Annotated in this window: 10 protein-coding genes; 3 read left to right on the plus strand and 7 right to left on the minus strand. The window is 66.8% G+C overall.

What is annotated here, in order from left to right:
• Positions 1-28: 28 nt before the first annotated feature.
• Complete coding sequence (locus ACSUZJ_RS22220; protein WP_499411772.1) at positions 29-2,095, minus strand: M13 family metallopeptidase; 2,067 nt, start codon at positions 2,093-2,095, stop codon at positions 29-31.
• Positions 2,096-2,475: 380 nt separating this feature from the next.
• Here ACSUZJ_RS22220 and ACSUZJ_RS22225 point away from each other — a divergent pair, with 380 nt between their 5' ends.
• Positions 2,476-3,627, plus strand: coding sequence for an HAF repeat-containing protein (locus ACSUZJ_RS22225; protein ID WP_499411774.1), 1,152 nt, complete (start codon positions 2,476-2,478; stop codon positions 3,625-3,627).
• Between the two features lie 100 nt (positions 3,628-3,727).
• Here the strand turns inward: ACSUZJ_RS22225 and ACSUZJ_RS22230 are convergent, their stop codons facing one another.
• The 3 genes from ACSUZJ_RS22230 to ACSUZJ_RS22240 are packed head-to-tail and all read right to left on the minus strand — an operon-like array spanning position 3,728 to position 8,166.
• On the minus strand, positions 3,728-4,444 hold the full coding sequence (locus ACSUZJ_RS22230) for a Crp/Fnr family transcriptional regulator (protein ID WP_499411775.1): 717 nt from the start codon (positions 4,442-4,444) through the stop codon (positions 3,728-3,730).
• 49 nt (positions 4,445-4,493) lie between these two features.
• Complete coding sequence (locus ACSUZJ_RS22235) at positions 4,494-6,479, minus strand: alkyl/aryl-sulfatase (protein ID WP_499411776.1); 1,986 nt, start codon at positions 6,477-6,479, stop codon at positions 4,494-4,496.
• A gap of 4 nt (positions 6,480-6,483) precedes the next feature.
• Positions 6,484-8,166: a twin-arginine translocation signal domain-containing protein gene (locus tag ACSUZJ_RS22240; RefSeq protein WP_499411777.1), complete on the minus strand. Its 1,683-nt coding sequence runs from the start codon at positions 8,164-8,166 to the stop codon at positions 6,484-6,486.
• 129 nt (positions 8,167-8,295) lie between these two features.
• On the opposite strand from ACSUZJ_RS22240, the gene ACSUZJ_RS22245 reads away from it, so the two are divergent.
• A complete protein-coding gene (locus ACSUZJ_RS22245; RefSeq protein WP_499411779.1) occupies positions 8,296-9,210 on the plus strand; it encodes a LysR family transcriptional regulator in 915 nt (304 codons plus the stop codon).
• A 268-nt stretch (positions 9,211-9,478) separates the two neighbouring features.
• Here ACSUZJ_RS22245 and ACSUZJ_RS22250 read toward each other — a convergent pair whose 3' ends face one another.
• The 3 genes from ACSUZJ_RS22250 to ACSUZJ_RS22260 all read right to left on the minus strand — a co-directional run bounded on the left by ACSUZJ_RS22250 (position 9,479) and on the right by ACSUZJ_RS22260 (position 12,328).
• On the minus strand, positions 9,479-11,458 hold the full coding sequence (locus ACSUZJ_RS22250) for an outer membrane protein assembly factor BamB family protein (RefSeq protein ID WP_499411780.1): 1,980 nt from the start codon (positions 11,456-11,458) through the stop codon (positions 9,479-9,481).
• A gap of 139 nt (positions 11,459-11,597) precedes the next feature.
• Entirely contained in the window at positions 11,598-11,798 is a 201-nt protein-coding gene (locus ACSUZJ_RS22255) for a DUF2905 domain-containing protein (protein WP_499411781.1), read from the minus strand.
• Positions 11,799-11,854: 56 nt separating this feature from the next.
• The gene (locus tag ACSUZJ_RS22260; protein WP_499411782.1) at positions 11,855-12,328 is read right to left on the minus strand and encodes a hypothetical protein; all 474 of its coding nucleotides are present in this window, start codon (positions 12,326-12,328) and stop codon (positions 11,855-11,857) included.
• A 246-nt stretch (positions 12,329-12,574) separates the two neighbouring features.
• Between ACSUZJ_RS22260 and ACSUZJ_RS22265 the strand changes: the two genes are divergently transcribed.
• A complete protein-coding gene (locus tag ACSUZJ_RS22265; RefSeq protein WP_499411784.1) occupies positions 12,575-13,084 on the plus strand; it encodes a host attachment protein in 510 nt (169 codons plus the stop codon).
• The last annotated feature ends 86 nt before the right edge of the window (positions 13,085-13,170 follow it).

Below are 13,170 nucleotides of genomic sequence, written 5' to 3' on the forward strand. Positions count from 1 at the left end.
CGCTCCCTTCTTCCCTTTTACTTCACGCTTACCAGAAGATGACGCGCTCTTCCGGCTTCAGGTACATCTTGTCGCCCGGTTTCACGTCGTAGGCTTCGTAGTAGCCCGGGTGGTTGCGCAGGCTGCCGTTGACGCGGAATTCCGACGGCGAGTGCGGGTCCGCCTTGACCTGGGCGATCAGGGCGGCGTCGCGCGCCTTGCCGCGGCGCGCCTGGGCCAGGCCCATGAACAGGCGCTGCTCGGCGGTGAAGCCGTCGATCGCCGGGGCCGGCTTGCCTTTCAGGGAGATCCTGTAGGCGCGGCTGGCCATGATGGCGCCGGCGTTGTCGGCGATGTTCTCGCCCAGCGTCAGCTCGCCGTTCAGGTTGTAGCCCTGCACCGGGCTGTAGCCGGCGTACTGGGCCACCAGCACCTTGCCGCGCGCCGCGAACTTCTCGGCGTCTTCCTTCGTCCACCAGTTGCGCAGGTTGCCGTCGCCGTCGAACTGCGAACCCTTGTCATCAAAAGCGTGGCTGATCTCGTGGCCGATCGAGATGCCGACCGCGCCGTAGTTGACCGCCGGCTCGGCGTTGGCGTCGTACAGCGGGTACTGCAGGCGCGCCGCCGGGAACACGACTTCGTTCATGCTCGGGCTGTAGTAGGCGTTGACGGTCTGCGGGCTCATGCTCCAGGCCTGGCGGTCCACCGGCTTGCCCAGCTTGTTGATGCCGTACTCGTGACCGAACACGCGCGAACGCATCACGTTGCCGACCAGGTCGCCGCGCTCGATGGTCAAGGACGAGTAATCGCGCCACTTCTCCGGGTAGCCGATCTTCGCGTTCATCTTCGACAGCTTGATCTGGGCCTGCTTCTTGGTCTCCTCGCTCATCCAGTCCAGGGTCTGGATGCCTTCCCGGAAGGCGGTGACGAAGTTCTTCACCATCTCCTCGACCTGCGCCTTGCGCTCGGCCGGAAAGTGGCGCTCGACATAGACCTTGCCGACCACTTCGCTCAGGTCGCGGTTGACCTGGGCGATCGCGCGCTTCTCCAGCGGACGGTTCTCCCTGGCGCCCGACAGCACACCGCCGCGGAAGGCGAAGCTCTCGTCGACGAAAGGCTGGGACAGGTAGGGCGCGTAGCTGCTCAGCAGGTGGAAGGAGAAGTAGGACTTCCAGGTCTCGACCGGGGTGACGGCAATGATCCTGTCCAGGCCGGCCAGGTAGCTCGGCTGGCCGACGATCAGCGAATCGACCTTGCCGGCCACGCCGACATCCTTCATCCAGGTGGTCCAGTCGAAGCCCGGCATCAGGTCCTTCAGCTGGACAAAGCTCATCTTGTTGTAGCGCTTGACCGGGTCGCGGTTCTCGACGGCGCTCCACTGCACCTTCGCGATTTCGGTTTCCAGCGCCAGGATGTTTGCCGCTTCCAGCGCGGCATCCTTGTGGCCGGCCAGGGTCAGCATCTTCTCGATGTGGGCCTGGTATTTCGCGCGGAAGTCCTTCATGCGCGCTTCCTCGGCCAGGTAGTAGTCGCGGTTCGGCAGGCCCAGGCCAGACTGGCCGACGCTGACGACGTAGCGGGTCGAATCCTTGCTGTCCTGGCCCACGTACATGCCGAGCGGCGCTTCGCCGCCGATGCGCTCCAGGTGGGCCGACAGCGCCGCGATGCCGCGCTTGTCCTTCAGCGCGGCGATGCGCGCGAACTCCGCTTTCAAGGGGCTCAGGCCGAGCGCGTTGCGGCGCGCCTCGTCGATATAGCTGGCATAGTAGTCGCCCATCTTCTGCGCGGCCGAACCCTTGGCCGCCTTCCTGTCTGCGGCGGCCTGTTCGATGATCGCGCGGATCTGGTTCTCGACGTTTTCCTGGGCCACGCTGAAGGCGCTCCAGCTCGAACGGTCCGCCGGAATCTCGACGTCCCGCAGCCACTTGCCCTGGCTGTAGCGGAAGAAGTCGTCCTGTGCGCGCACGGCCGGGTCGATCGCCGCCTTGTCGACGCCGGAGACGGCGCTGGCCGCGGCGGTCGATGGGGCACTGGTGGCCGCTTCGCCGTGTGCGCCGGCGTTGGCGGCGACGGCGAACAGCCCCGCGATCAGGGTGCTGCACAGGGTACGCTTCATGTTTCTCTCCGTTATAGGAATGGTTGGGAACCGGACGATGCTAAGCGATAAACCCGACCCTTGCCAAGCATAAAAACCAGGTGCGTTCAGGCATGTGTATTTCCGATACGCCCTGTAAGTACGGGCGCTATGCGAAATGGCGGTGCTGTGTCAATGCGCGATTGCGCGGAAGGTCGAGAATTTGTCGGCAATGCCCTCCAAGAGGACATCCGGTGCCCTTCGGACCGGTGGTCGCTGAAAAACTTTTCAGGAGCGAATGCACAGTGCCACTCATGCAGCGGTTGGTGTGTCAAGCGCCGTGACACGCCAGCCGGTGACGACGCAGGCCAATGCAGGCCGGCGTCCCGTTCGGCGCACACCCTTCTCCAAGGAGATTTCCCATGTATATGCATCAGCGCATGTCCCTGGCCCTGGTGTCTTTCGCCATCGCCGGCGCCGCCTGGGCCCATCCCGAGTACAAGGTCACGGTCGTCGGCCCGGCCGGCAGCGTGGCCACCGACATCAACGAGGCCGGCGTGGTGGTCGGCAACTATCCGGTCAGACCGGGCGTCACCCACGCTTTCCTCAACCGCGGCAGGGGCCTGGTCGACCTCGGCACCCTCAAGGGTAGCTCCAGCACCGCCGCCGCCATCAACGACAGGGGCCAGGTACTGGGCCACTGGACGACCCGCGGCGGCCAGGTGCGCGGCTACATCTACGACAAAGGCACGCTGCGCGACATCGGGACCATCGGCGGCAGAGCGACCACCTGGACCGACATCAACAATGCCGGCTATATCAGCGTCTACGCCGCCGATCCCGTGCTCCCGGATGGCACGCTTGGCGGCAACACCAGCTACCTGCGCGCGCCGAACGGCACGCTGACCCAGCTGGCCGATCTGCCACCTTTCAATCCGGAATTTCCACCGCTCACCGAGGCCCGCGCGCTCAACAACAGGAACCAGATCACCGGCGGCTCCGGACCGGCGGAGCCCATCGACTTCTTCCTGCGCGGCTTCATCTGGACCAGGGGCCAGACCCGCGACATCGGAGACCTCGGTCTGCGAGTCCCTGTCAATCCCGAGGCGATCAACGACCGTGGCCAGGTGACCGGCAGTGCCGAGGTATCTGCCGGCCGGGCTGCCTTCATCTACTACCGCGGCCGCATCGTATCCATCGACCCATCGCCGAACCCCTTCAGCGGCGGCACCGGCATCAACAACCGCGGGCACGTGGTCGGCTTCGGCTTTCCGTCGGGTGCGGGAAGCGGCTTCATCTGGCGCGGCAGGCGGATGGAGAGCCTGAACGCGCTGATCGACCCCAGGCAGGGCTGGAATATCACCTTGCCACAGGCGATCAATGACGCGGGACAGATCGCCGCGATCGCCTTCCGCAACGGGCAGTCCCTACGCGGTGCGGCTCGACCTGATCAGGCCGTATGCGAATGCCGTGCCGCCGGCCGAGCCGGACGAGGAAGCATCGGTCGAGCCGTCCTTGTCGGCCGAGGCTGCGGCGGCGCAGGCGAGGGCAGAAGCCGAGGCGGCGGCGCGTGAGGTGGCGACGCCGGTGGCGCAGTAGACGGCGAAGGGGTGACAAGAGGGCCACCATGTGGCCCTCTACACGGCTCAGCCTTGATCGCACACCGCGACCGCGTCATGTATTCCCGGGTTCTCCCTGGGCGCCCGGGGCCAGCAGCCTGTCGACGTCGAGAATCTCGATTGCGCCCCGGCACCGGAGGATGGCGCCGGCCAGTTCGAGCTCCTTCAAGGACTGGTTCACCGTCTGGCGCGACAGGGAGAGCATCAGGCCGAGCTGTCCTTGCGAGACCCGCACGAACCGTTTGCTGCGCCCGCTCCACACGCCGAAGCCGCCCGCCATCGCGGCCAGCCGGCTGGCAACCCGGGCAGTGGCGGGAAGCACCGCGCTGTCTTCCATGGCCGAGAACATGGCGCGCATTTTCTGCGCCAGCAGGCGCCCGAAGTCCTTCCAGTACGCCGGATGCTCGTCCAGCAGGCCTTGCAGCACCGGCTGCGCCACATGCAGGAGCAGCGCGTCGGACTCCACCCAGGCATCGTGCGTGCGCGGCGCGCTGTCGAAAACCGCGATTTCACCGAACCACTGGGGCGGCTCGAGCAAGGCCAGCAAGGCTTCGCTGCCGTGTTGCGTGATCCCGGTGATGCGAATGGCGCCCTGCAGCACGCAGTAGATGCCGTCTCCGGGTTCGCCGCGGCCAAACAGCCGCTGGCCTGCTTCGAGCCGCCGCAGCGTGCCTTGCGCGATGAGGCGCTCCGCGAGCTCCCGGGGCAGCGAAGCAAACCAGTTCCCTGCCCACAGGGCCTGCGTCCACTCGTGCGCATGCAGGCCGTGCATCTCAGGCTCCCCTGCTCTTCCTGGTCCCATCGAACGACCGGCGCCGGCCTCAGGGCAGCGCCGCCGGCGTCACCAGGTTGAACGACGGCGAGAACGTATCGAGCATGCCGAACAGCGCCGGCAGCGCCGTCTTGTCGCCCTCGACCCGCACCTCGCCCTGGCGCAGCGCGTCCCCGAGCTTGAGCTGGCCCGCGCTGATGCGGTTCAGGACGGCCTTGCTCAGTTCGACGCTTGCCGTCGGGCGCTCGTGGCGGGTGTCGGCAAGCCAGGTGAGCGCGCCATTGCTGAGGTTCATCGCATACCGTTCCTTCAGGTCGGTAAAGGTCCAGTTGATCGTCATCGCGCGCCCGGCCGCCTTGTCCGCATCCAGGCGCACCGCCAGGTAGTCGAAGAACATCGGCACGGTGAGCGCCTCCAGCAGGTCGCGCGAGGCCGCTCCCCCGCGCCGCTCGGCCGCGACGCCCTGGCGCAGCTCCTGGGCGCCGCTCAGGTAGGCGTTGCGCCAGGTGCTGTTCTCGGTCTGGTAGCCCAGCTGCTCGAGCGCATCGGCCTGCAGCGCGCGGGCCTCGCGGTTGCCGGGATCGGCGAACACCAGCTGGTTGGCGACCTGGGCGACCCAGCGGTAATCGCCCTTTGCGAAGGCCTCGCGTGCGCGGGCCAGGACGCTGGCGGCGCCGCCCATCCACTCGATGCTGCGGCGCGCCGACTCGACCGGCGGCAAGGGATTCAGGTTGGCCGGGTTGCCGTCGTAGAAGCCGAGGTAGCGCTGGTAGACGGCGCGCACGTTGTGGCTGATCGAGCCGTAGTAGTCGCGCACATGCCACTGCCTGGCCAGGGGCTCGGGCAGCTGCCGCAGCCGCTCGGCGATCTCCATCGGCGTCAGGCCGTGGTTCAGCAGCCTGAGGGTCTGGTCGTTGAGGAAGGCATACATGTCGCGCTGTTCGGCGAGCAGGCGGCCCACGCGTTCGCGGCCCCAGGCAGGCCAGTGATGCTGGCCGATCAGGACGTCCGTCCTGTCGCCATAGCGCGCCAGCGTCTGGCCCAGGTATTGCGACCAGAGCTTGGCGTCGCGCACTTTCGCGCCGCGTATGGTGAGGATGTTGTGCTGGGTACGCACCGCGTTCTCGGCGATGTTCAGGGCCCGCAGTTGCGGGAAGTAGAGGTGCATCTCGGCCGGCGCCTCGCTGCCCGGCGTCAGCTGGAATTCGATCTCCACGCCCGCCACGCGCCGGGTTTCCACCGGCTTCCCGATCAGCTCATTGGGCGCGACCAGGGTGATGGTGCCGCGCGAGAGCGACTTGCCCAGTCCCGCGTCGACCTGGCCGGTCGCGCTGCGCGGCAGCAGCGCGCCGTACATGTACTGGGCGCGGCGGCTCATGGCGTTACCGGCCAGGACGTTCTCGCTGACCGCCTCTTCCATGAAGCCGGCCGGCGCGATGACCCTGACCTTGCCGGCGGCCGCATCCTCGGCGCTGATCACGCCCTTGACGCCGCCGAAGTGATCGACGTGGCTGTGGGTGTAGATGACGGCCGCCACGGGCCGCCGCGGCCGGTGGGCGTAGTACAGCTCCAGCCCGGCGCGCGCCGTCTCGGCCGACAGCAGCGGATCGATGACGATGATGCCGTCCGTGCCCTCGACGATGGTCATGTTGGCCAGGTCCATGCCGCGGATCTGGTACAGCCCGTCGCTCACCTTGAACAGGCCGGCGGCATTGTTCAGCCTGGCGATCCGCCACAGGCTCGGGTTCACGGTCGGCGGCGCCGCTTCGCCGGCCTGGAAAGCGTAGGCATTGCCATCCCACGCGACGCGCCCGTCGGCCGTTTTGATGGCCTCGGTACTGCGCGCGATGAAGCCGCGCCAGGCATCCTCGAAGTCCTGCCTGTCTTCGAACGGCAGGCGCGACAGCCAGGCGCGGTTGGCCTGCGCGGTCGCGGGCGTGGCATCGGCTGCCCCAGCCGCCGGCAGGACGCACGGCGCCAGCAAGGCCGACAGGGCCAGGGCGGCGCCGGCGCGCCGGATCGATGTCGTTTTCATGATGTCAGCTCCGCGCGATCTCGAGCACGTCGTAGGGTTGCAGCCGGGCGATCGCATCCAGCGGATCCGGCTCGCGCCAGGCGTACAGGCTGCAGGTCATCTTGTCGGCAGTGATGTCGATGATGCTGAAGCCGTTCTTTTCCGCCGGCCGGGCATTGCGTTCCAGCGAGACTGCCGACGGCGCCGATGGACCGAGTCCGCGCGGCCCGCTCGGCCAGCCGGCCAGCCCGGTGCCGAGCGTGCCGTTGAGCACGAGATGGACCGGGTTCTTGCGCAGGTCCAGTTCGCCGCTTCTGAGCATGCGGTCCCAGCCGGTGGCGTGCAGGTCGCCCGACATCACGACCGCCGGCCGCTGCTGCTGGGTCAGCGCCGCCACGATCCGCTGGTGCTGGGAGAACCAGCCCGACTGCCACATGTACTTCTGCTTGTCCGTGCTCAGCCGGAGATTCTTGCCGTGCACGCCGCCGAAGCGTTGCGAGATGGTGTTGGCGCCGGAGGCCATGGTTTCGTCCGAGACCACCACGTCCGGATACCATTCGCGCCACTTGCCGGCCGACCAGCCGAAGGGCGTGGACGGCATGTGGATCAGGTGGCGCGCATCGGATTCGCGCGTGCGGCGCAGCAGCCAGCTTTCCGCCTCGGGCGGAACCAGGCCGGCGTGCCGGTCCTTGAGCGACAGGTAGCGCCCGCAGTCGTACATCAGCACTTCCAGCAGGCGGCCATAGCGCAGGGTGCCGAAGCATTCCGACACGCCCGGCGCGCGATCGGCGGCCCCGCTGCCGGGAATCATGCCCGAGCGCTGCGCATCCGGCAGGAACTGCGGGTAGTACATGTCCTGGACGGTGCGCGCCAGCGCCAGGTCGAAATGGTCCGGGGGGAAGGTGATGAAGTTGTCCTCGGCCTCGTCGTTCTCGAAGTAGTCGTGGTCGTCCATCATGAAGAACACCGGCGTCGAACGCAGCCGCGTGCCGTACAGCTGGGCGATCTGCGGATCGACCGCGTTCACCAGCGCCTTTTCGTTGGCGCCGCCGAGCACCGGTTGAGCCGGGTCGAACATGCCCACCTTCTGGTAGTGCGCCGCGGCCGCCTTGCGGATCGCCGGATTGGCGCTTTCCAGCCAGGTGCGCTGGTCCCAATAGATGTGGTCGCCATTGGCGATGACGGCGTGCGGCCGCTCGGCCATGCCGCGTTCGAGCAGCGCGTGACGAATGGCAAGCGAACGGAACACTTCGACGCCGCCCGGACCGACCGCGTCGGGGTGGCCGCCGGCGCAGGTAAACACAAGCAGCCGCACGTGGGCCGGAGCGGCATCGGGCCGCGGAAACGTCTTGAGCGGCCAGGAAGCGCACAGGCTGGCGCCGCCCTTTTGCAGCAACTGCAGGGTGTAGGTGGTATCAGGCTGCAGGCCGCCCACGTCGAATTGCCAGAAACGCCCGGCGCCGTCGGTCTTGCGGCCTTCGATTCGCCGGCTGCCGATCTTGAGCTGCGGCGCTGCGGTCAACGGGGATCGAAACGAAGCCTTCAGCAGCAGGCGTTCGTGGTTGGCGGTCGGCAGCAGGTGGACTACCTCGCCGGCATGCCATTCGTCGGCAGCGTTGGCGGAATGAGGAAGAGCAGTACTGGCGGCGAGTGCGGCGCCAGCCTGCAAAAACTGACGGCGCGGTATCGACGTCGGAAAAGTGGCCATTGCGGTCTCCTGTAGTGTCGTCGCCCGAGGGGCGAGCGGCGCCTGTTCTCGGCGTCCGACAACTATCGAGCGGAAATGCCATAAAGTAAAATAACCGCAAACGACAAATTCATAACTTGAAGGCATGCCGTGCTCACCGACGACATCGAGTATTTCCTGGCCGTTGCCGCCAGCGGCACACTGACTACGACCGCCGAGCGGCTCGGGATATCGCAGCCGGCCCTGAGCAAGTCGATCCAGCGCCTGGAACGCAAGGTCGGCGTACGCCTGCTCGCACGCGGACCGCGCGGCGTCGAGCTGACCGAAGCCGGCCGCGCCTTTCACGGCCACTTGCGGACGGTGTCGCGCAACATGGAAGATGCGGTGCAGGAGGCGCGCAACATCGGCGGTGGCCACGCCGGCCTGCTGCGCCTGGGCGTGACGCCTGCCACCTCCGACTTCACCCTGCGGGCGCTGTTTCCTGCGCTGCTGGACGAACGTCCGGCGGCCCATGTCAGCCTGAGTACGGCGTTCGGCAGCCCGCTGCTCGATGACGTGGTGCGGCGCGACGTCGAGCTTGCGGTCTGCCCGATCCCGGAAAAAATCGACCCGGCGCTGGAGGCCGAGAGCCTGTATGCCGATCCCTGCTGCCTGATGATGCGGGCCGATCACCCCCTGGCTGCCCGGGACAGGATCGCCATCGAAGACCTGGCGGGGCAATCCTGGGCCGGCACCCGCAAGCACGAGTTCACGCGTTCGCAACTGGAACACGCTCTCAGGCAGCGCGGCCTGCCCTTCGGCTCGGTGATTGTCGAAGCGGACAGCCTCAATGCCCTTGTCGCGGTGGTGGCGCGCACGTCCCTGATCAGCATGATCAACATGCGCAGCGTGCGCGAAGGCGGCCTGACCGATGGCCTGGTCGTGCGTCCGCTGGCCTTCGACGACCTGGAGCGGCGCGTCGGCATCATCCGCAGGACCGGTTACCTCTCGCCCATTGCGGTGCGGGCACAGGAGATACTGCGCGAGGCGGCGGCCGGCCTGCAAGCAAGCACAAGCAGGCCTTGAAACGGGCACGCGGCTCGGTTCCTGCGTGTCAGGCTGGCGTTACCACCATGCCATCTCCGAGGCTCGTCATGCTTGCCATGCTGATGTGTTCCATCTTCACGTTCCTGGCTCTGGGCTGGATGCTTCACATAAACGCCAAGGATCGCAGGATCCTCGAAAAAGAGCTCGAGGCAGACAGGGTCTACGATTGAACTCTAACGCGAGCTCGAGCTCGTGTCCGAATGTCAGACCTGACCCCGGCTGTTGCGTATTCCCGTGCTCGGGCAACTCAGCGCAAGTTGATGGCCACCAGTCTCCCGCCGGGCGATACGATGTAGAGCACGCCCTGTTCCGAGATCGCCAGCTCGCCGCCGAACGGATAGGTCCACACGACCTCGCGCGTGGCGAGGTCGAGCGCCACCGTCCTGATTCCCGAACTGGCGAACAGGAGGTTGGATGTGACGACCATGTCGGTGTAGGCGGTGTCGAACCACATGCCGAACTGGGAGGGCGGCGCGTTCGTCGGCAGCGGCGAGGACCACTGCAACAGTCCCGTGGAGGCGGCGCGCGCTTCCACCACGCTGCCGTTCGCACCGAACGTATACACGGTGTCCTGGGCCAGGACGGGGTGCCCGAAGCTGGCGCCCTGTCCTACCCAGGCGCGGGTACGCGTTCGCAGGTCGAACGCCACCAGGCGCCTGTCGAGGGTGATGATGCCCATGCGTTCGTCCATGACGGGAGACGTCGTGCCCTCCAACACCCAGTTGACTCCCTCCTCGAGGATCGAGAATGCGATACCGCCGTGGGCAAGGTCGAGCGCATAGAGTGTGTTCCCCTGATAGATCCAGGCGTAGCTGTCGTCCACCGACGGGGTCCAGCCACTGACCGCCATCGCATTACTGCGCCATTCGATCCGGTTGGTCGCCGCATTGAACTTGACCAGGCCGTCGCCCTGGGTTCCGTTCTCGGCATAGACCATGTCGCCCACGACAGTTGGCGCAGGACCAGAGGACCAATGCAATTGCAGCGGCGTCTTGCTGAGCAGCTGGCCGCTGGCCTGGTCGTACACCCACAGGCAACGGCCCTCGGGCGAGGCTGAGGTGATGACCACCTTGCCGTTGCCTGTGGCAGGCGGACTGACGAAGGTTTGCCTGCCCATGTCATGGCGCCACAGCGGGTTCGCGTCCGCTTCGCCGAAGGCCAGCAGCTCCGCGTTGCCGGGGTAGCGCCCGAAGGCGACGAACACCCTGCCCTTGTCGATCACCGGCGCACTCATCCACGCGGCCGAGCCCGGTTCAGCTGCCCCCGGCCTCGTTTCCAGTCTGGTCCAGCGGCGATTGAATACTGCAGGATCGAAGTGCGCCGGCACATAGGCATTGTGCAGGGGGTTGCCGTTGTAGGTACTCCAGGGCGCCAGCCCCGCAACTGCGCTCAAGGGCGTGAGGTTGGTGGCCGGCTTCACCGTCACCGTCGTCGGCACGCGCCAGGGCGAGCCGACCACCGGGGACTTGCACTCGCGCGGATCGTCGTAGCACAAGCGCACTTCGAGCGCGGTCGTATGGACGCCGGCCTTCAAACCGGACGCGGTGCTCATCTCGGCGTTGTAGCGGTTGCGATTGATCTGGACGATCTTCGCCTCCGGAGCGACCAGGCCGGCGCTGTCGACTATCCCGAACGACACGGGTACGTCGAACGTGGAATTGACTTGCGCGTCGAGCTGGAAGGTCGCCGGCTCGTCCTCGTAGGTGACAAGCTCGATCGCCGCGGGGACGGTCATGCGCTCCTTCGCCTGGGCGGCGGAGGCGACCGTGACCGTAACTGGAATATGCCAGGGGGAACCCGGCAACGGCTTGTTGCAGAAGCGTGGGTCGTCCTCGCACAGGCGCAGCTGCAGGTAAGTCGTATGCACGCCCTCGGACATCGCAGCCGTGTGCAGGACAAGCGCGTAGTCGAGGTCGGAATACCTGACCAGGCTCATTTGGGAAGAGACGACGCCCTTGCTGTCGATGACGGCAGCGTTGAACGGTTTCTCGAACGTGCGGGTCGACGATGCCCTGACCTCGAAGCGGGCGCTCTCACCGGCGTAGGTCGAGAGCGACACCGTGCCCGGTGAAAACATCAGCCAGGTCCCGCCCGGGGTGACCTGGGGAATGCCGTTGTCCACCGGCGCCGTGGCGACCGGGCTGCCCGCCGCTGCACCGCCGCCGCCGCAGCCTGCAACCAGCGCGGCGCACAGCAGCGCGGCTATGATCGATCCCCCGAAATGCATGTCTCCGCCCGTTATTTGTTATTAAAAATATAAAAACAAATTATACGGAAAGGCGTTAATTTTTAGATAAATTTATTGTCGATAAGGTGAGGACGCGACAGAACGACCCGCATCGGGTAAAAACCGTCGCGGAAGCGCCTCAGCGCCTGAAAATCCAGAGGAGGATGGTGACGACGATCGAGACGACGATGCAGGTCACGATCGGAAAATGAAAGCTGAAGCCCTCGCGCACGACGTGGATGTCGCCGGGCAGGCGGCCGAAAGGCAGGCGCCGCAGCCAGGGCCAGGCCAGGCCGGCCGCGAGGATGAGGGCGCCGAGGATGATGAGCAGGCGTTGCATGGAATTGGATAGCGGACCGCAGCCACGCCGGAAGACGCGGCCGCGGTGAGTGCCGGTTATGGGCTGCGTCCGCCGTCCGGCGAGGGATTGCCGCCGCTGGTCCCGGCGCCGGTCGGCGAGGTGTTGGCGCCGGACGAGGTGCCGGTGCCGGTGCGGGTATCCCCTGCCGAGGCCGCCTCTCCCAGGCCGGTGCCGCCGGCCGCGCCGCCCGCCGCCGGGCTGATTTCGTTGCCTGCGATGGTGCCGCCGGGCGTGCCCGGTACGCCGCTGGCGTCGGCGTTCTTGCGCAGCCCTTCCCCGCCGGGACCGCCGCTGCCGGCCATTGCCGCGCCGGCCGCGGCATCGGTGCCGCCGGCGGCGCCGGCGATGTCGGCGCCGACACCGCCCGCCTGGCCGTGTGGCGACTGGCCCTGGACCGGGCGGGCGCCGCCCTCGGCCAGCGTGTCGCTGCGGGTCGGCTGCCCGCCCGCCGCACCCTGCCTGTCGCCGCTGCCGGCGCCGTCCTGCATGTCTTTTTGCTCGTTTGTCATGTTCGCTCCTGTTCGCTGGCACTCCACAACACAAGGCTTTCATTCTGCCGAAAGCGTCCAGGGGGCGGCGCGCAACAGGCGCGCACGGCAGGGTGCGCACGCGCCAGGGCGGCAGTGCGTCGGGGTTTGTAACCCCTATGCTATATTGAATTTACGCGACGATCGGCATCGTTTCCGGGGCGATAGCGCCTGCGGCAACGCGGCCAGACAATACCAACACTCAATGAATTTGACAGGGGAGGTAGCATGCCAACAACCTGGATTATCACGGCCAATGCTGGCCGGGCACGGATCTTTTCCGAGGATGACCCAGCAGCACCACTGCAAGAAGTCGAGGACATGGTCAACAACGCGGTACGCCTGCGCGAGTCGGAAGTGCTGACCGACCGGCTCGGCCCGACCGCGGCCGCCGGCAGTGGCCACAACATCGGCGGCACGCAAGGCGTCGGAGCGGCGCACAACGCCGGCGTGGGCGCGCCGAACAAGCAATACCAGCCAGCCCATACGCAGGCCGAGCAGGAAGCCGACCAGTTCGCGCGGGACATCTCGAGCTACCTGCTGAAAGCCCACCAGGATGGCCGCTTCCAGCAGATCGTGCTGTCGGCGTCGCCCCAGTTCCTGGGCGCCCTGCGCGCCGTCATGGACCCGCACATCAAGCCGCTGATCAAGCTCGAGTTCAACAAGGACTACACCCACGTGGCGCCGAACCAGCTGCGCGAACAGCTGCAGGCGCAGCAGGCCAAGACCGCCGAGTAGGCGCGGGCCTCGCTTCCGTGTCCCGTACGCCAGCCTCGCCGGTTGGCGTTTTTTTTGGGACAGCGCGAAGCGCATCGAACACCGGT

It is taken from the genome of Telluria sp. B2 (genome assembly GCF_051789535.1).
In the GTDB taxonomy this organism is placed as follows: Bacteria; Pseudomonadota; Gammaproteobacteria; order Burkholderiales; family Burkholderiaceae_D; genus Telluria.